Genomic DNA, 25,194 nt, shown 5'->3' with positions numbered 1-25,194 from the left:
TTCGCCCATTCCGGAAATGACGCAGCCTGTATTTTCTTCTGATTCTTCACATTTGAACAGTTCGCCTTGTCTTCAGGGGGAGCGGGTGACGTTCACGGGAATACTTGCATCGACCACGCATGCCGAAGCCGCCAAGCTTGTTGAAGAAAATGGCGGGACAGCGACGGATCATGTCAGCCGACAACTGACGATGATCGTGATCGGTGAAGAAGGCTGGCCGCTTGAAGATAACGGACAGCCATCAGTGAAGCTCCAGCAGGTTGAACGCTGGATTCAGTCTGGTGCTGATATTCAAATTTTGAATGAATCGCAATGGCTGACGTTGCTGGGGTTGAATGATCACCGAGAAGAAGTTCATCGGCTGTATACCCCTGCGATGCTCTCTTCGATTCTTGGAATTTCGACGCATGTGATTCGGGGGTGGGAGCGCAGCGGACTGATTCAACCTATTCGAAAAGTTCATCGGCTTCCCTACTTTGATTTCCGCGAAGTCAGTTCTGCCCGTCGACTCAGTGAATTGCTCGGCTCAGGAATTCCAAGGCAAGAGATTGAAAAGAGTTTAAAGAGCCTTCCCAGCGTTCGCCGTGGGGATGAGCGTCCGCTTGAACAGTTGCAAATTCTCGCTCATAGTCTGGGCGTGATGATTCGCGATCATCATGGCCTCGTGATGCCTGCAACAGGTCAGCGAGTTTTCGAATTTGACACCGAAGAGGTACCGAGCGAAGCCCTTGAGGATCACGAAGACGACCCGCAATCAATCTCCTTCGCAAGCGTTGCAGCAACACCGATTGACACCAGAGCCGATTCAAATCGGGACTGGCTCGTTGAGGGATGTCGACTTTATGACGCTGGTCAAATTCAGGATGCACTGGAGGCATTTCGATTGGCAGCGATGTCCTCTCCGCAAAGCTCTGACGTTCATTTTCAACTTGGTGAATGTCTTTACCGATTGGGGGCCACGGAAGGAGCTTTGGAACGTTACTATGTCGCTGCCGAACATGATCAGGACTTTCTGGAAGCCTGGACTCAGATCGGATGCTTGCACAACGAACTTGGTGAGAACTCTGCGGCAGCCAACGCTTTTCAGGTTGCGTTGACAATTCTGCCCGAGTATCCCGATGCTCACTATCATCTCGCAGAAACCCTCAACCAGATGGGCAAAACAGACGTCGCCCGGTTACACTGGGAAGAGTACCTGAAGCACGACCATCGTGGACCTTGGGCGGATGTGGCACGTCAGCGAATCGAGCAACTCGGTGAGCTTGGCGACTGAGACCGACCAATCCTCACATGTTTTTTGTAAGAGAACGCCACTTGGTAACGCTTCGAGACCTGTCCCTCATCCATGTGGATTCATCCGATCTATATTGACAGCGGGTTTCTCGTTTCTACCATCAATAGAATGATTCGTTGTGTACTGAGTCGGTTTCTTTGCGTTTTTCTTGATAAAGCGTACTGGAAGAAGCGACCAACCTTTGCAGCGTTCTCCGAATCACCAAAGGGGCAAGCGAGACAAAAGACAAGCTGAAACAAGATGATTCAGACGAGGACTTACTAGAACTGATCCTGAAACTTGAAATTACTCTCTCAAACGTTGAGGAAAGCGACCATTCCAGTGGTTTTCGGATTGGTTCTAGATCGACACCATCAAAGGAGAGGTGGCTGGAATGCGAACCCGTAGAGACAATTCCTCTTTGATTGTACAAGTTCCCGCGAAGATCAATCTCTCTTTACGTATTCTAGGTCGTCGAGATGATGGGTTTCACGATCTCGAAACCTTGATGGTCTCTGTTCGGATGTACGATTCGATTCGGTTCGATCTTCAGGAGTCACCGCTCGTTCAGCTGACTTCGACTTCTCTTCTGCCCAATGAAAAGCCGCTTCCGAATGATGATCGCAATCTGATTATCCAGGCTGCCCAGTTACTTCAAAGAACAACAGAAACTCGCTCTGGAGCAATCATCCATCTGAACAAGCGGATTCCAAGTGAAGCAGGAATGGGGGGCGGTTCGAGCGATGCAGCGGCGACGTTGGTCGCGTTGAATCAGCTCTGGGAGCTGAACCTCAGCCAGGAAAAACTTCATCAATTGGCGGCGAGCCTCGGAAGCGATTTAAACTTCTTTCTGGATTCAAACGTCGCTGCGATTTGCACCGGTCGCGGAGAAATTGTCACACCAGTGCGTGTGAAGCGTCCGTTGCACTTTGTGATTGTCAAACCTCAGTCTGGTCTTTCCACAGCCGACGTGTTCAAACATTGGACAGCACACTCCTCACCGGAAACTCCTCATCACGATGAGATTGTGCAGGCTCTTGAATCGGGGGGGCTGAGTCAGATTTCCTGGCTCGTTACGAATTCACTTCAGGGGTCAGCCCGAAATTTAAGTCGTGAGATCGAGAAATCTTTGGAGCTTCTTGATCAACATGATATCGTTGTTAGTGGAATGACCGGAAGTGGCTCTGCCTGTTTTGGGTTGTGTCGTTCGCGAAAATCGGCAAACCGTGTCGCCAGGAAAATACAAAGCCTGGGAGTCATGGAAAGTTGGGCAGTGACATCGGGAGTCTAGGCATTTTTTTATGCCCGGCTCTCTATGCAGATTACTATCACAATTTAAGAACTGATTCTGAAGCCTGAATTTGCTCTGGATTATTGACGATGCCGATCAAAGGAGATCGAGATGGACATCACGGAAGTTCGCATCAAATTGATGGAATGTGACCATGAAGAACGTTTACTCGGATTCTGTTCGATCACATTTGAAAATGCCTTTGTGATTCGGGATCTCAAAATCATCCGTGGCGGGAAGGGGCCATTTGTTGCGATGCCGAGTCGGAAGTTGACTGACCGTTGCAACGGTTGCGGTTTCAAGAATCAACTCCGCGCTGCGTACTGTAATGCTTGCGGGGCTGCGCTTGATGATGACCGATCACACAAGCAGGCAGATGGAAAGGCCAAACTGTACGCCGATATCGCTCACCCAATCAACTCGGAGTGCCGGGACTTGATTCAGGAGCGGGTACTGAAGGCATTTGAAAAGGAACTGATTCTCGCTGAGCAGTCAGGTTACGTTTGCCGGTATGAAGACTACGGCGAAAACGAATCGAAGCAGAACGCAGTGGCTCAATCCGGAAACAACATGCGTCTCGATAAGGCTCAAGCAGGGAAAAAACCGCACATCTCACACGAGTCGAATCGCGTATCCGCGAAAAAAGTTGACGAATTTGGTTCCGGACTCTTTTGAATTACACGAGATTCAATTTCATCGGAAACTCTCACTTCGGTCTGCAGCAGTTTTGAAATTCATCGACGTGATCTGCCACATGGAGAACGCGATTCTCTCACAAAATTGCTGTGCACCACGAGGAAGAACCTGAAGACCAATTCGAAAGATGCTCAAGAGCAAACCTGAAATTCGTCTCAATAGTTCTGTCTCGTAGCATCAGCGTATGGGCTTCTGAAGACATGCTTCGCGGAGAAGAGAAGCATTGGAAATGCTCTATGCAGCCTTGCGTTGTTCGTCCAGAAGTTGTTGCCTTTGGGCAGAGATGACTTCTAAGACGAGATTCTGGTAATCCTGTGCTCCGGAGGATGATGGAGAATACTGGAATATCGAAGTGCCGTGGCTGGGGGCTTCTGCCAGCTTGATGTTTCTGCGGATCTTTGTGTTAAAGACCGTTGCGTCTGCCCAAGGTGCCTGCGGGTCGCTTTGCTCAAGAAACATCATCAGATCGTCAGTCACATCGCTCGCCAGACGGGTTCCGGTGTCGTACAGACAGAGTACGATTCCGGAAACTCGCAACTCGCGATTGAGTCGCCGCGTGACCAGTGCTGTCGTCTCAAAGAGTTTGGATAAACCCTGAAGTGCAAAAAAGTGTGGCTGCAACGGGATGAAAACTTCAGTTGCGGAAGTGAGTGCGTTGATTGTCAAAACGCCCAGCGATGGAGGACAGTCCATCACGATGTAATCAAATTTTTGATCGACTCCGGCCTGAGTGAGTGCTTGCTTCAGGACAAATTCTCTTCCGGGGGCGTCGACGAGTTCCAGTTCTGTTGCCGCCAGATCGATGTCCGCTGGTGCGAGCCAAAGATTTTCGGCGACAAGTTGGGCCACATCGATGAACCCCTTTGCGCCTGCGAAGACCTGGTAGACCGAATTCGTTCCACCCTGGACTTCGACACCGAGGTGAATCGATGAGTGAGCCTGTGGGTCCAGGTCAATCAAGCAGACGCGCTGGCCATGTTGGGCAAGGCCGGCAGCAAGGTTGACACTGGTGGTGGTTTTTCCAACTCCACCTTTTTGATTCATAACAGCGATGATCCGCATCCGTGCGCCTCGTGACTGTGTTGGTGTGTATCGTGTTGGTATGTGGGGTCTAAACGTCTGGCGAAGTCAAATCGAGTGAAAATTCATCGAAATCGGCGGTCGAGTCGATCGGAATTTCGTATGATCTGAAATCTTGAACTGAACACCTCAATCGTTGAGGTGATGCCTCGTTGCATCTGGTTTTGGATCGGGACTAAACTCGCCTTCTTCGATGATCGTTTGAAACTTCCAAATCAACATGCACGCATGTTTGGGAAGGATCTCGGAGTCAGTATTTCTGGGGGCAATTTGATTGCTCAATCGCATGGGTTTTCACCCGTGACCCGCTATCCTTTACCTTGATGATTTTTTCAAGCTGACCAGCAACTTGAAAATTGCCACCTTTTGGTTGCGGCCGCAAAGGCTGCGCTAGTATACCGTTGCTCGAATCTCCCGGAAATACGAGTTCTCACAATGACCCGTTCTGTAGAGCAAGAAGTTGCCGAGTTACGACGAAAAATCAATCGTCATAACCGCCTGTATTACGTTGAATCCGCTCCGGAAATTTCTGATCTGGAATTCGATAAACTCCTGAAAACGTTGGAGATACTGGAGAAAAAACACCCCGAGCTGGACTCTCCAGACAGCCCAACTCACAAGGTCGGTGGCGAGCCAATCGCCGGGTTTGAAACCGTCCAGCATAGATTGCCGATGCTCTCGATCGACAACGTTTACGACGAGGGGGCCGTTCGAGAGTTTGATCAGCGATTGAAGAAATTAGCAGGCGTTGATGAGCTGGAGTATACCGTCGAATACAAAATTGACGGCGTCGCTTTAGCTTTGGTCTACGAACAGGGGGCCTTGACGCAGGCACTCACTCGTGGAGATGGTCAGCAGGGGGATGACATTACTCAGAATGCCCGGACTGTTGGCGGAGTTCCTTTACGGTTGGAATCTGAAAACCCACCTGAACTGATTGAAGTTCGCGGTGAAGCTTACATTTCCAATTCGGACTTCGCACAACTCAACAGTGAGCAACGAGCGAAAGGTGAGGATGCCTATAAAAATCCACGAAATACAACATCAGGCGCACTGAAGCTTCTCGATCCGAAGTTGTGTTCGGCCAGAAAGGTTCGGTTCCTCGCCCACGGAATCGGAGCTGCCGAAGGTTTGGGGATTTCAACCCATCTCGATTTTCTGGAGGAACTGAAAGTCTGGGGGATTCCTCCGACTCCACACGTCCGCGTCTGTTCCGGCATCGATGCTGCGATCGAGCTTTGTAATGAGATGATGGAAAATATCCATGCTCTCAATTTCGAGGTCGATGGTCTCGTCATCAAAGTCAATCAGTTTGAGGTTCGGGAAGAACTCGGGACCACCTCCAAAAGCCCTCGTTGGCTGATCGCCTACAAATGGGAACGGTACGAGGCGACGACAACAGTCGAGTCGATTGAGATCCAAGTCGGGAAAACGGGGACACTCACGCCTGTCGCGAATTTGGCACCTGTTGAAATCGCAGGGACGACCGTTTCGCGATCGAGCTTGCACAACCGTGATGAAATCGAACGGCTGGAGGTGATGATCGGAGATAGAGTTGTTGTCGAGAAAGCGGGAAAGATTATCCCTCATGTGGTGCGCGTCGAAAAACATGAAAGGACCGGCTCTGAAATCGCCTTTCACTTTCCGGAAGTTTGCCCGGAGTGTGGTGCTGATGTCGCCAGAGACGAAGGTGGGGTTTACATCCGTTGCTTGAACCCGACCTGTCCTGCACAGCTTCGCGAAGGACTCCGCTTCTTCGTTTCTCGCCAGGCGATGGATATCGATGGGCTGGGAATCAAAGTGATCGAACAGCTGATCGATGCCAAGCTTCTCAACAGCTTCGCTGACCTGTACCGGCTTCACAGTCATCGTGAGGAACTTCTCGAACTGGAACGAATGGGAACGCGTTCTGTCGAAAAACTTCTCGAAGGTGTTGAAGCGTCGAAGTCCCGTCCAATTTGGAGGCTCTTGACTGCTCTGAATATTCGCTTCGTCGGGAGGACAAACTCGAGAATTCTCGAAAAGCATTTTGGAACCATCGATGCCATTGCCAGTCAGACAGAAGAGTCCCTTGCCGAGGTCGATGAAATTGGTCCGGTCACAGCGAAGTCCGTCTACGAATTTTTCCATTCTGATTTCGGAAAACAGATCATCGAGGATCTTCGCCGCTGCGGTCTCAACTTCGGAACTCCGGTCACTGAGAAACCTCAAATCAATGAAGCTGAGCAGGTCTTCAGCGGGAAAACTTTCGTTGTGACTGGGACGCTGCAACAGTTCACACGTGATGAGATCAAAGAATTGATCATTCAGAACGGAGGGAAAGCATCTGGCAGCGTCTCAAGCAAGACTGACTATCTCGTCGCTGGCGAAAAGGCAGGGAGCAAGCTGGAGAAGGCAAAAAGTCTGGACGTGCCAGTGCTGAGCGAGCAGGAGTTTTTGGACAAGATTGCCGCAAAGAACTCGTGAGCTTTGCTCAATCGTGTACACGTCTCGAACACAAACACCATTTGAAGAAACTATCTGGAGAAGCGGGAGAAAGTCATACTGAGGAGAGAGTTGTTGTTGTCTTGTGGTGATTGTGCGGAGTGTAGGGGCTCTGCGTGATCTGCGGGTCTCGTGCAGAGAGCGATGGTTGCTCGGTTCGAATTTTCGGTTCCTTCCAAGTCGAAACCTGCTTGGCAACGTTTCAGGGTGTATGAGATACTGTCGGAATCGGTTTGGAAGTGAAATAGTTCCGATACAGCATCTCGGTAGTCCTCTCGCAATGATGAAGTAGACATGATTCTTGTTCAAGATCTGACAAAGGAGTTCACTGATCTCAAACGAGGTCCCGTTGCGGCGGTGAAGAATGTCTCCTTTGAAGTAAAGCCGGGAGAGATTTTCGGACTGCTCGGTCCGAACGGTGCGGGCAAAACAACGTGCCTGCGAATCTTGAGTACAGTTCTGAAACCGACATCTGGTCAAGCATTAGTCGCTGGCTACGATGTTGCTCGCTTTCCAGAATCGGTCCGCGCGAACATTGGCTTTATGTCATGCAACACCGGTATTTATGACCGCATGACAGCTCGCGAAATGGTGGAATACTACGGTCGCTTATACGGTATTGAAGAAGAGCGGCTCCAGGTTCGTATTGATGAGATCTTCGATACTCTGCAGATGAATGAAATCCGCGATATTCTGGGGTCGAAGATGTCGACCGGAATGAAACAGAAAGTTTCGATTGCCCGGACGATTGTTCACGATCCACCGGTTCTGATTTTTGATGAACCGACATCTGGTCTGGACGTGTTAGTGGCGCGGGCCGTTCTCGAAGCAGTCGCAAACCTGCGTGATGCTGGCAAATGTATTATCTTTTCGACCCACATCATGAGAGAAGTTGAGAAGCTGTGCGACCGCGTGGCTATCATCCATAAAGGTGAAATCCTTGACACTGGGACCGTTCAGGAATTGATCGACGAATACAATCGCCCCGACATCGAAGAGGTCTTCTTCGAACTGATCCGCGAACATAAAGAGAAACTTTCACTGACCTGACTGATCGCTGGCCTAAGTGATCACTGACCTGACCTGACCTGACCTGACCTGACTGACGCAGAATAAATTTATGGCGGAGAGACAGAGAGTTTGAAAACTCTTGATCGGATTTCCACCCAAACAGAAAACATTGATGAGCGATTGCACCGACAGCGTCCTCCAGACTCTGGGCTTGAACACATTCATCGTTGCGTGCACCTCACATCGCCCCGATAAATTGCCAATCGCAACTCTTTCTGAAAATTAAAGAGCGAATACATTTTCCATGAACTGGACGAACATCAAACTGATTTTCCTGCGTGAAGTTCGCGATCAATTGCGAGATCGTCGAACCTTGTTCATGGTCGCTGTGCTCCCATTGCTGCTGTATCCCGCATTGGGAATCGGAATGGTGCAGATGACGGTGACGTTCACCGAACAGACACGAAACGTTGTGATCATCGGGGCTGACGAAATTCCGCCGCCAGATCTGGTCAAGGACCATCGTATCGTTTCCGACTTCTTTAACTATTCAGAAGATGCCGACAAACTTCGTGTAATCACCGATGCTCCCGATTCATTGAGCACTGCGAATCTCGATGAGAAGACGCGAAGTGCGTTTCGAGATTTCATGAAGCGAATTGAAATCGAACGTGCCACGGTTCTTGAGCTGGCCGATGTTCAGGATGAAATCTACTCGCTGGTCGAGTCAAAAGAGCGGCAGAAGGAATTGACAGAGCGGGAAATCGCTTTGCGAAAGAAAGTGACCTCGTGGTTTTCGAAAAGTCCAGCTCAGGTTCTTGTGATTTTCCCCGAAGGGTTTCGTGAACATTATGAAACCGGGAATAAAAAACTGGCAGCTGGCGAGTTTGATCTAGAGCCAGGGCCACGTGCGATTATCTTGCACAACAGTGCCGATGAAAAGTCGGAAATCGCCTATCAGCGAGTCAAGCAGGCGCTGCGGGAGTGGGAAGCAGTCTTGCTGGCACAGCGGTTGGACTCTGCTTCGCTGCCTGCGAGTTTGCCAGATCCAGTGCAGTCGACATTAGTGGATCTCGTCGAAGCAGATGAAATCGCAGCTAACGTCTGGAGTAAGATTTTTCCGGCATTGTTGGTGATTATGTCTGTCACCGGAGCGTTTTATCCGGCGATTGATTTAGGAGCAGGCGAAAAAGAGCGTGGGACGATGGAGACGTTGTTGATCTCGCCAGCGACTCGAACAGAGATCGTACTCGGAAAGTTCCTGACGGTCATGCTGTTTAGTATTTCGACAGCGTTGTTGAACCTCGCCAGTATGGGGTTCACGGGGCAGCACATGCTGACAGCCGTCGGCAGTGCGAATGCCTCGGCCATTGGAGATCTTTCTTTCCCTCCAATGCTCTCACTGATGTGGGTTATCCTGCTGGCAGTTCCGCTCTCTGCATTGTTCAGCGCCATGAGTCTCTCGTTGGCGATGTTTGCGAAGAGTAGCAAAGAAGGTCAGTACTATCTGACTCCGCTGCTGATGGTGACGATGGGGCTGACGATGTTCTGTTTGAACCCGTCAATTGAATTGACTCCTTATTACAGCGTCTTGCCGGTTGTTGGTCCGGCGTTGTTGCTGAAAGCGTTGCTGCTCGGCGGTGCAACTTCGAGTGTCGTCTGGATGTATGCTGTCCCGGTGCTCGTGACCAGTTTTGCATATAGCGCACTTGCGCTCTGGTGGGCGATTGAGCAGTTTCAAAGTGAAGGAATTCTGTTTCGCGAAGCAGAGCGATTCGAACTCGGATTGTGGATCAAGCACTTACTCCGTGATAAAGAAGATACGCCCAGCTTTACGGAAGCAGGCGTTTGTTTCGTGCTGATTGCGATGTTGCAATTTGTGTTTCTCACTTCGATGCAGTCGAATCCGAATTTACTCGGTGATGCGAATGGCATGGTGGTTGTGCAATTAATTTACTTGATTGCGACAGTTGGAGTTCCGCCAGTGTTGATGGCGATCTTGCTGACGAAAATGCCCCTGCGAAGTTTGAAGCTTAAACTTCCAAGTTGGAAGATGCTCGGTGTGGCTGTGGTTCTTCCGCTTTCGTTGCAACCGTTGGCGATGGAGTTGCTCTCGAGGCTTGACCGATTTTTTCCGCCAATTCCTGCAGGCGCAGAACAAATGATGGCAGCGATGTCTGAGGTTCCGTTGTGGTTGTCGTTTGCCACATTCGCCATTGCTCCGGCGGTGTGTGAAGAATTGGCTTTCCGTGGATTCATCCTCAGCGGGTTTCAGCGTTCACGACATAAATGGCTACCGATTGTCATCTCAGCGATTCTGTTTGGTGTCATCCATATGATTCCAAAACAACAATTCAATGCTTCCCTGTTAGGACTGGCGTTGGGATTGCTGGCAGTGCGCAGCCAGAGTTTGATTCCCTGTATCATTTTCCATGCGATTTTTAATGGGACGCAAGTCTTTGCTTCACAATTGGAAATTGAGACGCTGCAAGACGGCTTCACGCGGTATCTTGTGACATTCTCCAAGACGGCGGAAGGTGTCGACACGATGACATTTAACCCGGTGTTCCTCGCTGTTTGCGGCGTGGTCTCGGCGGGCATTCTGTACTGGCTTGTGAAACTGGGGGATGAGTCGCCGGGGGCTTCAGAGTTGACTCCGTCAGCAAATTCACATGTGATAGAAGCTTCAAATTGATCTCACCATCGTCGCAGCAAAGGTTTCGTTCTTGTTGACGGACCACTTTCTTAATTGTTGAATCAAATCTTCAATCAATTATCAGCTGCGTTGGGGTTGTCAGAGAATGATTAGCAATCGATGATGGAACTGTGAACACTTCTTTCTCGATCTCCGCGACACGATTCTGTCCCAGGTTCTGCGTGAACTGGGTCGGGCTGTTTTGCGCAGTCGTTGTACTTCATCAAACTGCTGCTTTCGCGGATGCTGAGAAGACTCCCAAGCGACTCGTCAATCAACTTGGGAACCCCAGTTTCCTTTCGCGGCTTCAGGCTGAACAAGAACTTCTTGATTTAGGATATCGATCTTATTCGGCAATCGTCGAAGGGACGAAATCGTCCGATCCAGAAATTCGATACCGAACACTTCGATTGATGAAACTCCTCAGGCGGGGAGCTTTCGCAGATCGGCAGCAGGAACTGCGCGCAAACCCGTGGATCGTCCCAGAGGGACTGGCTCCCGGTTGGGAAGAGTTCCATCAAATGCTGGGTGACGGCGAGGACGCGCGCGAGTTATATGTTCAAATCTTGAATAGCGAAACGGATTTAATGCTCGCTGTTTCGGCACCGGGCTGGCAAAGCCAGTTTGAAAAGCGTTGTAGTGACCTTCAGGCGTTTTCGCATCAAAGACAGAGCCTTCAAATCCAACCCGGTTCGATTGCTGCTTTGCTTTTTCTTGCGTGTCACCCGGAGAACAGGCCGAGCGGGAATGCCAGTTCTGTCATTACAATGTTGATCAGCGACGCGACTTTTCGCGACGCAGCGTTACGTTCACGAAGTAGCGACGTTTTGAAAGGTTTGATTGGAATCTGGATTCGCAAGAACCGTCACACCTCTCCCATTCAACTCCTCAGCGATGCTGTGACCTTTGATCTCGATGCTGGGATGGAAGCTGCGCGAGATGGAATCTCACGTCGACATCAGTTGCGGGCATCTGCGATTCATACCGGGAATTCGATTTTTTATCTGGCGAAGTATGGCGGGAAGGATGTCATCGAAGAATTGGAGAAGTTGCTTTCGGACAGTGCGCAACTTCCTGGAAGCTTCAAGAATTCAGCGACGACTGTCCAAATTCGTGACGTTGCGCTCGCCGCTTTGCTGTATGTGACAAAGCAAGATCCCAAAAAGTACGGCTTCAACGAGTTGCGCCCCAAGAGTGGCTATCTTTATTATGCCAACTCTGCCCGGTTCGCTTCTGATCAGGACAGGGAAAAGGCGCTTCTTCTCTGGAAAAGCTGGCGAGCAAATCACGTCCGTGATCCAATTCGCGGCAGTTTGGACGCCAGTGAAGGTGATGCACTTTAAGACATCTTTGCCTCCAAGCTTTACGTGTCGGTGAAGATCGCCTGCATGGCTTCATCGGTTGCTTGCTACGAAGTAGAGCATCCGATCAATTCTGACTGATTTTGAAGTCTTTCTCTTTCGATTCTTGATCAGTGATTGTGGTTTTTTTTGCAGGGGGTGCAGTTTCGTTCAGAGATTGTCGCTGCTCAAGGTGTTTCAAAATGGCGTCGCCAGAAAGCGACACCTGTCACCTGCTGGGGACCGATTTTGGGTGATGTGACTGGAATCCAATTCGTTCATGTTGCGGCACAAACATTGCTTCTCAATTTCAGAGCACTTCCATGTTTTTGCGACCGTGGAGAAGCGGTCCAAATATCTAAGCTTTCACTTTCAACACTGATGAAATTCCTCATTTCAGGGAGTTTTTGAAGAGTTGCTTTGTGCGAAGGAAAAGTTGACTGATGTACTGCACATAGTGCTGCCAATTTTTCTTTCGATCCTGTCATGTTCCCTTAGAGAAAAAGCGATTTATCTGTGATATGATGCAGCGTATGCCACCACTGCCTCCATATGATCCACTCGGGAACGAAGAGCTCGATTACCTCGTGTTTCGAGCGATCGCGGATTACACATACGATTGGGAGAGTTGGCATCAGCCCGATGGCAAATTGTTGTGGGTCAATACTTCAGTGGAAAGAATCTCCGGGTATTCTCCAGATGAATGCCTGGCGATGAAAAATTATCCATTGCCGCTCATCGCTGTTGAAGATCGCGACAAAATTGCAGAGGTACAGCGAGATGCAATCGCTGGCGGAAGTGGCAACGATGTGGAGTTTCAGGTTGCTCACCGTGACGGCTCCAGCCGCTGGGCCAGTGTGTCATGGCAGCCGATGTATGATCAGTCGGGACGGCATCTTGGTTATCGTGCCAGTGTGCGAGATGTCACAGAACGTCACCGCCTGCGCGAAGAATTGCGACTTTATAATCAACATCTGGAGCAGCTTGTTCAAGAGCGGACAGTCAAGATCGCTCAATTAGAAGAGCAACGGCTGAAGATGGAAAAACTGGCCGCTCTGGGGCAAATGGCAGCAGGAGTCGCCCATGAGGTGAACAATCCGCTGGCCGGCATTCGCAATGCGTTCGCACTGTTCAAAAGTCACCTTTCCCCTGATGATGAAGACTATGAGTTGCTTGAATTGATTGATGGAGAAATTGAGAGAATCAGTTCCATTACTCATCAAATGTATCAGCTTTACCGTCCGAGTCAGCAGTCGCCCAGACAGTTTGATTTGCGTCGCACCGTGGCAGATGTTGTGGTCCTCGTGCAGCCATTGGCAAAGAAAGCAGACGTGCAAGTCACATCCACAACTCAAGATTGCATCAAATCCGGGGAGCTGGAGTCGACTGAGGTCATCCTGCGGGAAGGTGAACTGAAGCAGATATTGTTAAACGTCGTTCGAAACGCAATTCAGGCAACCCCACGGGGCGGTTCCGTTCAAGTGGAAGTTTCCACATCCCGCACCGGCGCAGTCGTGGCCGTCAAGGACGAAGGCGAAGGGGTTTCGAGTGAAGTGATCACGAAAATGTTTGAACCCTTCTACAGCACTAAAACGGGGACTCGTGAGGGGATGGGGTTGGGGTTGTCAGTCTCGCGAAGCCTGGCAGAGGCGATGGGGGGCACAATTACAATCTGTAATAACAATAAGGATGGTGCTTGTGTGACGGTCTCGGTACCACGTCGGGTTTTAAGCAATGAATGATCAACACAAAGTGAAGCGAATTCTCATCGCTGACGACGAACCACTCTATTTGCGAACAACTGGTCAGTTGTTACGTCAGGCAGGTTATGAATGTGTTTGTGTGCCAGACGGAAATGCAGCCATGGAGAGGCTTCGCCGCGAGTCGTTCGATCTGATTCTCTCTGACCTGAACATGCCAGGCAATTTAAAGCTCGAGTTGTTGCAGCAGGGGCGGATGCAATGGCCGGATATTCCACTCATCGTCATTACAGGCGTACCCTCCTTACCGACAGCGATTGAGAGTGTACGGCTTGGCATCGCTGATTATCTTCTGAAGCCGGTGAAGTATGAAGACCTGTTGGCGAGCGTTCGTCGCGTGCTTGCCCAGCCAGTGGTAGAGACTCCCCCAGCTCCAAGGTCTGAATCGAGTCACGAGGATTTGTCAGCCAAATTCCCGGAGATCATCGGTCGCAGCGAGCCGATGCAGGAAGTCTTGGAGATTGTTGACCGTGTCGCCCAGACTGACACAAATGTCTTGATTACCGGAGAAAGCGGCACAGGCAAGGAGGTCATTGCTCAGGCGATCCATAATCACAGTCGGCGAGGCGCCCATAACTTCCAGATTATCGATTGCACCGCCATTCCAGAGTCGCTCTTTGAGTCTGTCTTGTTTGGTCACGCCAAAGGGGCGTTTACTGGTGCAGTGAAAGATCAGGAAGGCTTGCTGAGCCGAAGTGATCGCGGGACTGCGTTCTTTGATGAACTCGGCGAGTTGCCGATGGCCTCTCAGGCGAAGCTTTTACGTGCCGTGCAGGAGCAAGCGTTTACGCCTGTCGGGAAGAACGAATTGCGGAGAGTGAATACTCGTTACATCAGTGCGACAAATCGCGATTTACTTGAAGAAGTCAACGCAGGGCGATTTCGACAAGATCTCTTCTATCGGCTGGGAGTGCTCCACCTTGATTTACCACCACTGCGGGAACGTGGTGAGGACGTCATGTTGTTAGCGGAGCGTTTTTTAAGGGACTTCCAGGAAGGTGAGAGACGGATTACCGGTTTCTCCGATGAAGTTGTGGCCTGTTTTCTTCGCTATGAATGGCCAGGCAACATTCGTGAGCTTCGTAACGTTCTCGAACGAGCAGTCGCCTTAACCCGAACAGAAACCGTTCAACTGACAGACTTACCGAAACAGGTCCGCGAGACGGCGGGAAACGCATTCAGGTCTGTTTCTGTTCTCGCGGAAATTTCTCGTGAGGAAGCTCTCGACAACGCTGATCATACTTACTTGACGGTTCTGCTCGAAAAGCACGGCGGGAATGTGTCGCAAGCAGCCCGTCAAGCAGGATTGTCACGTCAGGGAATGCACAAATTGCTGAGTCGACACGGACTTGACGCTGCAACATTTCGGAAGTGAAAACCTGATCGGAAGATTCCATTTGAAATTGGTGCAAAGCGGCATCGAGTTTGCCTAGTCAAGAGGTTGTGATGATAACACAACTCTTTATGACAAGGATGGAAAACATGTCTCTCGATCAATGGAGCGACCGCAACGAACTTCTCAATTCTTTTGGCAGAACGATTCATCATGAGACAAACGGGCTGGTTCGCGGAGTGACGCTCGACTTGGCTGATGACTGCATGATTGTTCAGGGAAATGCCCGCAGCTACTACGGAATTCAACTGGCGATTCAAGCGTTAAAACAGCTCGGCAGCAAGCAACGACTTTTTTCTGAAACGCAACTTCAACTGCAGGTTGAGGGAAACCCCGTCAGCTTCTCGATTGCACATCCGCAGCCAGAACAGACTGGTGAGCCAGCGTCAACTCCGGGCGACAGGGGTCATTCTGAGTTGACCGATGCGGCCTCCAGGGTTCGGGCCTCCTGAAGGTTTTCGTGCCGAAAACTGTGATTCCTCTGGGAATTTGAGTGTTTCGACCCTCTTGAATGAAATTTCAACGGCGTCGAGTCTTTTGGTCCACTTGTTGCATTATGTACTGGTATGACAACCAGCAGCGAGGAAAACCATGTCTTCAACACTACATGTTTTCAAGCCTGATTCGCACGTCGTGCATTTTCAGATCGAAGCGAGTCCGTTCTGCGAACCTGCTTTCCAGCCAACATCAGCCGGGAAGAAGAAGTAGAACAAAAAGACCTTCGTCTGTGACAGATGACTTTGAAGTCACATTTGCATTTTAAGTGTTGAGTTCAAGTCGTCGATGTGGAGGTTCTTGCTCAGGTTGGCTCTTTTGGCCCTGTGCTTTCACTATCGCATTTCTTATTTCAGAGTTCTTTTTGATTCCAATTACAACAATGTAGGCAGGAGTATTCGCATGGCTGCCAAACGAAAAATCATTATCAGCAAAGAAGATCACGAACGATTGAGGAACCTTTTCTTCAGTAAGTTCGCAGCCGCATTCAGTGATAAGCCCTACCTTCAATCGTTGAAAGACGAATTGAACGTCGCGGAGATTGTTGCACCGAAGGAAATTCCTCCTGATGTCGTCACGATGAATTCAACTGTGAGATTGCGCGACACGCGGACCAAAGAAGTTGACACTTACACTCTCGTCTATCCTAAAGAAGCAAATATCGCAGAGGACAAACTTTCAGTACTTGCCCCGATCGGAACCGCAATTCTTGGTTACCGAGTTGGCGATCTTGTTCGGTGGCAGGTCCCAAGCGGGACGATCTCTGTTCGTATCGATGAATTAGTTTTTCAACCCGAACGCGACGGAGTGACCGCTTAAATAGTTTCATGATCCGACCTGGAATCATTAACGGGTCGTGATCAAATTTTTCCCTTCTCATCAAAGGAGAGTTTTAATGAAGATTAACGTCAATGCTCCAATCGAAGCAAAACGTCATCACTTCCAAGACTCAGCTCTTAACCATATCGCCAAAACACTGGATCGATTTTCGAATCGAATTTCCAGCGTGACGATTACACTGACCGATGAGAATGGCCCTCGTGGGGGAGTCGATCAGCAATGCCGTATCAGTTTGGTGATGCCTCGTTTTGGAGAGGTTGTCGCAACTTCGACGCATGAAAATCGATGGACAGCCTTCACGCAGGCAGCAGATAAAGTACGCCGCATTGTCGTGACGAAACTGAAGCGTCCGAAGGCTTTGCGGATGCGTCAAACGAAAGATCGGCATGAGCCTGAGTTAGAACTCTCTTCGAGTTAACGACGTCTTCTCATGTTACCTTTTTCCTTTAGAAGTCTCTCAATAGTTGACTGCAAGTGACACGAGTGGGTCACGGCATTGAACCCGTGACCCGCTTCATTTTGTGTTCACTCAATTTCGCTCTGGTGAAGTGTTAGCTCAAGTGGCGAGAGAGTAGTGGCCTTAGAAAATTCAGTGCGGAAGCGGTCGTTTCACGTCGTGATGAAGCTTGCGTCGCCATGAATTTTCCGGAAGTCACAGTCGTAATTCAAGAAGTAAAGAACCGTTCAAGCAGCAAATTGATCCAAGGCCTTAGGCCAGTCGCCGAAAGGGAATCCCCTTGCCGGCGAGTCTTAGTGAAGAGTTGCTTCTGGAACGAATCCACAAGGACATGAATTAGAATCAGTCCAGAAACGAATGAAATGTTCGCCTTCCTTAGTGTATGAGAAGGCAAGTTCAGCTTTCAGGATCAGTTCTATTCAGTGCTGGCTATTCAGCGCTGGCAGTTCAGTGCTGGCTGTCAAACCAGCTAGTTTTACATCACCTATTCGGGCCGGTGAAGACATCGACTACTCGAAGAAAGTGATCCATGAACCTGAATCAGATTATCCTGACAACCGACTTTTCGGATCATGCTCGCAAAGCTTATGGGTGTGCTGCTGAGTTGGCAGAAAGACATCAGGCGACTCTCCACCTCGTCCATTTCTCTGGAGCGATTCCGAGCGTGCTTTCGCAGGCGTCGCAAGAGACTTTGTTCGACACGCTCGAAGTGGCACTCGCCGAAGAGGTTCGGAATCATTCTCTGTTTTCGAACGTTGATGTTCGTACGAACTTACAGCGAAGTCGTTGGACACGGACCCGCCAAAGAGCAATTGAGCAGGAGCTCAACATTGATTTAGTTGTGATCTCCCCGCGCGGGCGGACGTCGCTTTCCAAAATGGTTCTCGGAAGCTTCGCTGATCGAATCGTTCGGGACTCATCGGTGCCCGTTCTGCTGTTTCGTCGCACAGCGGAGAGCGATTCATTCAGACCTCAGACAGTTTTGGTGCCGCATGATTTTTACGATCATTCGTTTGCCATCACCCCAGCGATGACGTGGTTAAACGATGACTGCCGCCCTTCGTACCGTTTACTTCATGTTTATGAGTCATCGCACGATTTCTCTGAATCTGCTTTGGGGAAGAGGCCTCATTTTAAGGAAATCCTGAAGAATCTTCAGTCCCTCTCGGTTGAGTCCCGGTTTATCGAGTTGATCGAGGACGAGCTCAGCGGATTCGATGTCACCTTGGAAACTGCTCAGGGGATTCCGTCGGAGCAAGTTGTACAGCGTGCAAATTATTTAGAAACAGATTTGGTGCTGCTCGGAAAGCGAGACAGCTTGGGCAGTGTGAGCCGAAGTGTTATTCGGGAAGCACGCTGCAGCGTGCTCACTGTGCCAGTGAATGAGGTCGAAGACTCGAAATTGTTTCGAGAACAAGAGTCTCAGGTTGGGCAGTCTTCGGCACGAGGCGGGTGATTTGTGCCGAACAGGAATGTGCCTCGAAACACCATTTTTTACAGTGTTAAAACTGATCCTGAAACGTGAAATTGCTCTCTCAAACGTTGAGGAAAGTGGCTGCTCCAGAGGCTTTCGGACTGGTTCAAGAGTAAGTCCGAGATTGGTCTCTACGTCCTGTTTGAGCAGTTTGCTCTTCCGTGCTTCTGCGAAGAACGTGTTTCTCTGATGAAGTTGTTGTTCGCCACGAGGCAGGACATGAACTTCAATTCGAAAGATGCTCTCGTGGCAGGCCGTTCGAGAATTCATGAAAGTGGATCTCACCGGCACGCCAAGCCTGGAACACACAGGCATAGAAATTGCTTTAAAACAGAATGATCTTTCTTGTTTTCGTGTAGAATGTTTTTTACCAGGACGTCCTCCGTCCAGTACGAGAAAGAGTCTGTTCAGCCCTACTAGCGCGGTTTTGGTAAAGGTGTAGCAGCCCTGTCTCGTGGCAAATGACAAGGCGCTCAATCGCGGACACAGGATGCACGTAAGTGTTCTAGAAAAGCTTTGTTAATGTTATGGAGAAATTACCTCACAATTCGAATTATGACCGCATCCAGCGACGTCTGACGATCCTGTTGCGTCTGTTCCTTGTCGTTGGCATTGGAGTGGAAGCGGCCGAACAGTTATGGGGCAATGTTGTCATTGCCTCTGGAATTCTGCTTTTGACATACTTGCCCGCAATCCTGGCTCGTCGAGCTGATGTGCATGTCCCGCCTGAGTTCGAAGTCTTGACGATTGCATTCATTATTGCGTCACTCTTCCTTGGTGAAGTTCGTGATTACTATAATACGTTCTGGTGGTGGGACATCGCGCTCCATGGCACTTCTGGTGGGCTGCTGGGGGTGTTGGGAGTATTGCTGATTTATGTCTTGAATGAGACACCACAAATTGACCTGCAAATGCGACCCGGTTTTGTCGCTTTCTTTGCATTCTGTTTTGCACTATCGGTCGGGGCCATTTGGGAGATTTTTGAATTCACGATGGATCAATACTTCGGAATGAATATGCAAAAACCGATGTGGGGTGATCCGTCTGGGCTGACTGACACGATGATTGATTTAATCGTCGACGCAATTGGAGCGTTGATCGTCTCGGTGGTTGGCTACATCTATATGGTTCGCGGTTATGAATCGATCATCGACCGGGGAATTCAACGATTCATTGCCCGCAATCCTCGTCTGTTTTCGCGTGGGCAGACAAAGTGATTCCCGAGATGTTCACATAGACTGAAGAAGGGGAGATTTCGAGTCTATCCAAGTTTGGGGTTCGCATGCTGCCTCGTAGCAGGCAGGTCATGAATCGTGAGAGTGATCTTTGCGGGCACAGCAAGCATCGAGAATGCTTTAATCGTCTAAGGAGCCTGTAATGAGACTTCGAGTGATTGCGACCGACTATGACGGAACAGTTGCCAAAGATGGAGTGTTAAGCCCGGCTGTCCGTGCTGCAATTGCGAAGGCTCGCAAACAGGGTCTGCTCGTGGTGATCGTCACTGGACGGATTCTTTCTGAGCTGCGAAGCGTTGCAGGTAGTCTTGATTTTGTCGATGGAGTCGTTGCCGAAAATGGTGCAGTCGTTGCACTTCCGAGTGGACACATCACGCTGCTTGGAACTCCTCCCCCAATGTGTCTTATTGAAAAACTGACGAAGCGAGGACTCGACTTTAAAGTGGGGCGTTGCGTCGTCGAAATGGAGGCCGAGTTCGCGGATATTGCGATTTCGCTCATTCGTGAACTGGAACTTCCGTTGGCGATTACTTTCAACCGAGGGCGAATGATGCTATTGCCTGCGTCGATCAGTAAGTCGAGTGGGTTGCGTCATCTTCTGGACACCTTGGGAGTGTCCCTTCACAACGCTGTCGGGATTGGAGATGCAGAAAATGATCACGAACTGTTAGCAGTTTGCGAACATGGTGTTGCCGTCTCATGGGGATCGTCTCGACTTAAGGAAGCTGCCGACGATGTGATTGTCGGCGATGGCCCGGATGCCGTCGCGGATTATCTCGAACAGATTTGCGTAGACATTCGTATTCCTGCAGAGTCGTCCAGCCATCGCAAGGTGGTGCTCGAAGAGGTCGAGGGGCAACCACCGTTTGAGATACAGATTCGGAGTCGCAACATCCTGGTTGCTGGTGACTCTTTCAGTGGCAAGTCGTGGCTTGCAGGAATGCTGGTCGAGCAGCAGATACTTCAGGGATACACCGTTCATGTCTTTGATCCCGAAGGTGATTACAGCAGCCTGGCATTACTGCCGAATACCGTTGTGCTTGGTGGTGGTCGTATGCTGCCACACGGAGACGATTTAAAAATGTTACTGCAACAGGGGATCAACGTTGTTTTGAATTTGTCTCATCTGGATCATGGGGCAAAGTGTGAGTACATCGAGCATCACCTTCCGCTGGTTGCCCAACACCGGCGGGAACGCGGGTTCCCCCATCGAATCATGCTCGATGAGTGTCACTACTTTCTCGGTGGTGCGCTCGGGCGGCGTTTGTTGGACTTTCAGCTTGATGGTTACATGTTGGTGACATACCGACCATCGCAATTACCGATTGAGGTGCTCAAAGAAATTGATGTGATCGCAGTGACACGTCTTGCAGAACAGGATGAAGTCGATGTCCTGCGTGATCTTCTGGATCAAAAGAGTGATCACTATGTCGACTCGCACGACTGGTACGAGGAACTCGCCAGTCTGAATATCAGCGAAGCTGCGTTACTCCCTCCGACAGAGGAGACAAACGGACAACTGCGTCGCTTCATTGTGGCCCCTCGGCTGACCGCTCATGTGCGTCATCGTACAAAGTACTACGAAATTCCTGTCTCAAAGGAAGAGGAATTCGTCTTTACAAACCAGGGAGAGCCTGTGGGACAGTCAGCGGCAACTTTGCAAGAACTGGCTGTCGCTGCCAAGCATGTCCCATCGGATGTTCTACTTGGTCATTGTTGCCACCATGATTTTTCACGTTGGATCGCCACCGTGTTTGGTGATCACAGTCTTGCCAACGACATTCGGCAACTCGAATCAGAATTGAAAGCAGATGGGTTAGTAGAACGATTCATGAACCGTTTTAGTGAGACGGTTGAGAAGCGGTACGAGAGTCGTTGAAAGTAGCGCAATGGATGATGCCATCAATTGCATGATGCAGCAAACGTTGATGTGAAAAATATTGATGCTGCCAACTGGAATTGATGCTGCCAACTCGTGTTGATGCTTGCGGTTCTAGAGCATCTTTCGAATTGGTTTGCAGGATCTGCCTCGTGGCGAACAGCATTTTTGCTAGAGAGATGTGTTCTTCACGGGCACACGGTAGAGCAAACAGCTCTAGCATTGTGCGAAACCGAAGGACGCTCAATAAACTTTGACCTGAAGGAGTATTCAGATGGAACAGGAAAAATTGAAGGAAGCTGCCTTGATGGAATTGGAACGGTGGGAAAACGAAGGGGGCCGTTGCTTCGACTCAGATGACTTGGAAGATGAACAACTCGAAGAGACTCGCGTTTCTCGAGTTCGTAGAGAGGGCGTTCGACGAGAGCCTCTGAATTCTCGAAGGAGATCTCGAACATTAATCGGGGAATTTTCGTAGTGCGTATTCGTGCTTTCCGTCCCGGTGAAGAAATGGTGCTGACATAAAAAAGTCAGAGCCTGACGCGGCAAAACAGAAACCCCTTTTGAGAATTCGCGGATAGAAGCGGATTTGACGGCACGGAAATTGCGATCGTTAGTAGGAGAGACATTTCAAACCATTTACTGAAGGAGACTTATTGATGAGTACCGTAACCAGCTTGAATTACCAAACACATAATGACATCTCGGAAGAGACCCGCGAGTCGATGATCGAACTGCTGAATCAGCATCTGGCTGACACTTTCGATCTTTACACCCAAGTCAAGCAGTCTCACTGGAACGTGAAGGGCATGAACTTCATGCAGCTGCACTTGCTCTTCGATGACCTCGCTGAAAACTTTATCCGTTATGCCGATATGATCGCCGAGCGAGCAACAGCATTAGGCGGGCGTGCAGAAGGAACCGCGAGGATGGCAGCGAATAATTCACGAATTGAGGAGTTGCCAATTGAGTTGACTGACGGCAAAGACTTCTTGATCGCAATGGCAAACCGCTTCGGTGAGTATGCCGCTCTGTCACGAATAGCGATTGATAAATCAGAGAATCTAAACGACGCCGTCACCTGTGACCTGTTCACCGAGATCACTCGCGAAGTTGATAAGAGCCTCTACTTCCTCGAATCACACTTGCAATCCATGTGAGAGATTCACATGTGAGAATTCGATAAGAAAGCTGCCCAGCCTGTCCGAGACGCCTCGATAGAGTAAATTCAGGATGATTCTTGATGCTCTGCCTGGTCTCTTCCAAGACAGGCTGGAAGCATATCGCACAACCGATGACCGGAGTGGATGTCACGACTGAATCTGATAAATTGGTAATCACAAACGACTGAAAATTACCTCATAAAAGGAACTTCAAGTGTTGGTGTCAAAGACAAGCGGCGCACTTTCGATGATGGCGATGACATGCCTGATCGGAATCTCAAGCCTCTCTGCGCAGGATGCTCCGGTGTCCAACAGTTTTCAAGTTGAGTCTCAAGTGGAGACTCAACAACTCGTGCGAACGAACCGGGTGCAATTGACATTGATGGGCGCTGAAAAGGCCATCGTTGCAGGTCGGAAAAAAGCTGAGGAGATGGGAATCCTCGTGAATATTGCTGTCGTTGATGAGGGGGGACACCTGTTGGCGTTTGCCCGCATGGATGGTGCTCGACCAGCCAGCGTTTATACCTCGATCACTAAGGCGACATCAGCTGCGACAAAACGAGGACCAACCGGCCCGTTACCTAACGCGGATGCCATCAACACTCATTTGAGCCTGGCGGTTGAAAGAGCGGCGAGGGCCAGCGGCGGGAAGTTTACGACGCTCAAAGGAGGCGTGCCGATTCTTTATGGTGATCAAGTGATCGGTGCGATCGGAGTCGGCGGAGCGACTGGTGAACAGGATGCGGAAGTCGCATCGGCGGGTGTCTCGGCACTCACGTCCGCATTCAAGAACTCCAGTGATGAATCGCGTTCGAGCAATTCCAGGTGGCTCTACCAAAAATGGCTTGTCGAAGATCTCAATGGGGCTGGCGTCATCGACAATGCTCAGACAACAATCCAGGTCAATCAGGATGGATCGGTAACCGGAAGTACGGGAGTGAATCGCTACATGGGTAAGGCAAAAATTGATGGTCAAAAGTTGAAAATTGAACCGGGGCCAGCCACAACCCGTGCCGCAGGGCCACCAGCCTTAATGGATCAAGAGGCCAGATTCCTCGCACTGTTGCCCAAAGTAAAGCAGTACCGAATTGATGAAAATGGTCTTCTGAGATTGCTTGACAGTCAAGGGAAACAGCTCTTGCGGGCGTCACCAATGGATTAAAGAATTCAGTGCGAATTGTGCCTGTGAAGGTGACTTGAATGACTCCATAGGCTGCTCCCAACGAGGCAGGTATAAAAACTAACAATAGAGTTGCTCTGAGTCATTTCAGAAATGGTGAGCAGCCTGTGAAGTCAGAGGACGATGGAAGAAGACTCTCAGGAGAATTTTGAGGAACTGATCAGCGAGGTCTATCGTGCAGAGTCACGTCAGGCATTCGCGACACTTGTTCGATTGCTTGGCGACTTTGATCTTGCCGAAGAGATGTTGCACGAAGCGTTTGCGGTTGCAATGTCTCAATGGCCACGTGATGGAGTTCCTCAAAATCGGCGGGCGTGGCTGATTTCGACCGCGAGATTTAAAGCGATTGATGCGATTCGAAGACGCCAGCGATTTGCGGGACAACTCCCCGAGATCATGGCACGCCTGCAAGAAATTGGCGATGAGAACGAAGCGAACGCAGTCAGCGAAATTCAAGACGACAGGTTGCGATTGATCTTCACATGTTGTCATCCAGCCATCGATCGGAGTGTGCAAATCCCCCTGACTTTGCGGGAAGTTTGTGGTCTGACAACTGAAGAAATCGCCAGCGCTTTTCTCGTTACGCCGCCGACAATGGCACAGCGGATCGTCCGTGGAAAAGCCAAGATTCGCGATGCCAGGATACCCTATGTCGTCCCTTCGCTGACTGAACTTCCCGAACGTCTTGATGCAGTTTTATCGGTCGTCTATCTCATTTTCAACGAAGCCTACTCAGCTTCAGCTGGCGATAATCTCACCCGAGCGGACCTCTCCGAAGAAGCGATTCGTCTGGCCCGGTTGATTCTCGATTTGCTTCCCGATGCAGAAGTGATGGGCTTGTTGGCGTTGATGTTGTTGCATGAATCGCGTCGACCAGCACGTACGACGGCAGAAGGCGATATCGTACTACTCGAAGATCAAAACCGTAGCCTTTGGAATCGTGAATTGATCGATGAAGGGCTGCAGCTTGTAGAGCAAGCCATGGCGACAGGTCGGATAGGCGCCTACACAATTCAGGCAGCAATCTCAGGAGTTCACGCCAGTTCTAAAACATCTGAAGCGACGGACTGGGCACAAATTGTCTCTCTCTACGACGTGCTGTTCAGGGCGGCTCCAACTCCAATTGTCGAGTTGAATCGAGCGGTTGCCATGGCCATGCGAGACGGTCCCGAAGTTGGCGTCCAGCTGATTGATACAATTCTGTCTCGTGGCGATTTAACAGACTACCATCTCGCCCACTCTGCTCGCGGCGAATTGCTACGCCGCTCTGGGAGAATCGCCGACGCAAGAACTGCATTCGAAAACGCACTGACGTTGACTAAGCAAGAGCCTGAAAAAAAAATTCTGAATAGAAAGCTCAACGAACTTTCCTCTGCAACGACCAGTTCTCAATAGCAGTTCCAAGGTGTTTTACCTGTGAAAACTGTTACTAGGACTCCATAGGCTGC

Annotated in this window: 19 protein-coding genes; 18 read left to right on the top strand and 1 reads right to left on the bottom strand. The window is 50.0% G+C overall.

Annotated features, from left to right (window positions below; all coding sequences use genetic code 11):
• Window positions 1-85 precede the first annotated feature (85 nt).
• The 3 genes from Mal48_RS18865 (at window position 86) to Mal48_RS18855 (ending at window position 3,239) form a co-directional block, all read left to right on the top strand.
• A complete protein-coding gene (locus Mal48_RS18865; protein WP_231739719.1) occupies window positions 86-1,273 on the top strand; it encodes a tetratricopeptide repeat protein in 1,188 nt (395 codons plus the stop codon).
• Window positions 1,274-1,667: 394 nt separating this feature from the next.
• Window positions 1,668-2,564, top strand: a complete 897-nt coding sequence (gene ispE / locus Mal48_RS18860) for a 4-(cytidine 5'-diphospho)-2-C-methyl-D-erythritol kinase (RefSeq protein WP_145203250.1) — start codon at window positions 1,668-1,670, stop codon at window positions 2,562-2,564.
• 111 nt (window positions 2,565-2,675) lie between these two features.
• Entirely contained in the window at window positions 2,676-3,239 is a 564-nt protein-coding gene (locus Mal48_RS18855) for a SpoVG family protein (protein WP_145203248.1), read from the top strand.
• Between the two features lie 255 nt (window positions 3,240-3,494).
• Here Mal48_RS18855 and Mal48_RS18850 read toward each other — a convergent pair whose 3' ends face one another.
• The gene (locus Mal48_RS18850; RefSeq protein WP_145203246.1) at window positions 3,495-4,322 is read right to left on the bottom strand and encodes a ParA family protein; all 828 of its coding nucleotides are present in this window, start codon (window positions 4,320-4,322) and stop codon (window positions 3,495-3,497) included.
• 453 nt (window positions 4,323-4,775) lie between these two features.
• Here Mal48_RS18850 and ligA point away from each other — a divergent pair, with 453 nt between their 5' ends.
• From ligA to Mal48_RS18775, 15 genes are all read left to right on the top strand, one after another.
• Window positions 4,776-6,806, top strand: coding sequence for an NAD-dependent DNA ligase LigA (gene ligA, locus Mal48_RS18845; protein ID WP_145203244.1), 2,031 nt, complete (start codon window positions 4,776-4,778; stop codon window positions 6,804-6,806).
• A gap of 312 nt (window positions 6,807-7,118) precedes the next feature.
• Window positions 7,119-7,874: an ATP-binding cassette domain-containing protein gene (locus tag Mal48_RS18840; protein ID WP_145203242.1), complete on the top strand. Its 756-nt coding sequence runs from the start codon at window positions 7,119-7,121 to the stop codon at window positions 7,872-7,874.
• Window positions 7,875-8,139: 265 nt separating this feature from the next.
• On the top strand, window positions 8,140-10,530 hold the full coding sequence (locus tag Mal48_RS18835) for an ABC transporter permease subunit/CPBP intramembrane protease (protein WP_145203240.1): 2,391 nt from the start codon (window positions 8,140-8,142) through the stop codon (window positions 10,528-10,530).
• 131 nt (window positions 10,531-10,661) lie between these two features.
• Window positions 10,662-11,873, top strand: coding sequence for a hypothetical protein (locus Mal48_RS18830; protein WP_145203238.1), 1,212 nt, complete (start codon window positions 10,662-10,664; stop codon window positions 11,871-11,873).
• A 530-nt stretch (window positions 11,874-12,403) separates the two neighbouring features.
• Window positions 12,404-13,612 carry a PAS domain-containing sensor histidine kinase gene (locus Mal48_RS18825; protein WP_145203236.1) on the top strand — a complete coding sequence of 403 codons (1,209 nt, stop codon included), beginning with the start codon at window positions 12,404-12,406 and terminating at the stop codon, window positions 13,610-13,612.
• Window positions 13,605-15,005, top strand: a complete 1,401-nt coding sequence (locus Mal48_RS18820; RefSeq protein ID WP_145203234.1) for a sigma-54-dependent transcriptional regulator — start codon at window positions 13,605-13,607, stop codon at window positions 15,003-15,005. Before Mal48_RS18825 ends, Mal48_RS18820 begins: the two co-directional genes overlap by 8 nt.
• Window positions 15,006-15,112: 107 nt before the next feature.
• Window positions 15,113-15,475 (top strand): hypothetical protein, encoded by a 363-nt coding sequence (locus Mal48_RS18815; RefSeq protein ID WP_145203232.1) that lies wholly within the window; start codon window positions 15,113-15,115, stop codon window positions 15,473-15,475.
• Window positions 15,476-15,920: 445 nt separating this feature from the next.
• Window positions 15,921-16,337, top strand: a complete 417-nt coding sequence (gene rnk / locus Mal48_RS18810; RefSeq protein WP_145203230.1) for a nucleoside diphosphate kinase regulator — start codon at window positions 15,921-15,923, stop codon at window positions 16,335-16,337.
• Between the two features lie 76 nt (window positions 16,338-16,413).
• Window positions 16,414-16,776, top strand: coding sequence for an HPF/RaiA family ribosome-associated protein (locus tag Mal48_RS18805; RefSeq protein ID WP_145203228.1), 363 nt, complete (start codon window positions 16,414-16,416; stop codon window positions 16,774-16,776).
• 568 nt (window positions 16,777-17,344) lie between these two features.
• A complete protein-coding gene (locus Mal48_RS18800; RefSeq protein ID WP_145203226.1) occupies window positions 17,345-18,271 on the top strand; it encodes a universal stress protein in 927 nt (308 codons plus the stop codon).
• 545 nt (window positions 18,272-18,816) lie between these two features.
• On the top strand, window positions 18,817-19,506 hold the full coding sequence (locus tag Mal48_RS18795) for a hypothetical protein (protein ID WP_145203224.1): 690 nt from the start codon (window positions 18,817-18,819) through the stop codon (window positions 19,504-19,506).
• Window positions 19,507-19,666: 160 nt separating this feature from the next.
• Window positions 19,667-21,403: an HAD family hydrolase gene (locus Mal48_RS18790; RefSeq protein ID WP_145203222.1), complete on the top strand. Its 1,737-nt coding sequence runs from the start codon at window positions 19,667-19,669 to the stop codon at window positions 21,401-21,403.
• Window positions 21,404-22,062: 659 nt separating this feature from the next.
• On the top strand, window positions 22,063-22,563 hold the full coding sequence (dps, locus tag Mal48_RS18785) for a DNA starvation/stationary phase protection protein Dps (protein WP_145203219.1): 501 nt from the start codon (window positions 22,063-22,065) through the stop codon (window positions 22,561-22,563).
• A gap of 217 nt (window positions 22,564-22,780) precedes the next feature.
• Window positions 22,781-23,728 (top strand): heme-binding protein, encoded by a 948-nt coding sequence (locus tag Mal48_RS18780; RefSeq protein ID WP_231739716.1) that lies wholly within the window; start codon window positions 22,781-22,783, stop codon window positions 23,726-23,728.
• Between the two features lie 141 nt (window positions 23,729-23,869).
• On the top strand, window positions 23,870-25,141 hold the full coding sequence (locus Mal48_RS18775; RefSeq protein WP_145203215.1) for an RNA polymerase sigma factor: 1,272 nt from the start codon (window positions 23,870-23,872) through the stop codon (window positions 25,139-25,141).
• Window positions 25,142-25,194: the final 53 nt, after the last annotated feature.

Origin of the sequence: Thalassoglobus polymorphus (assembly GCF_007744255.1) — a bacterium.
In the GTDB taxonomy this organism is placed as follows: Bacteria; Planctomycetota; Planctomycetia; order Planctomycetales; family Planctomycetaceae; genus Thalassoglobus; species Thalassoglobus polymorphus.
The sequence above is the reverse complement of the archived record's forward strand: the minus strand, read 5'-3'. Positions and strand labels throughout refer to the sequence as shown.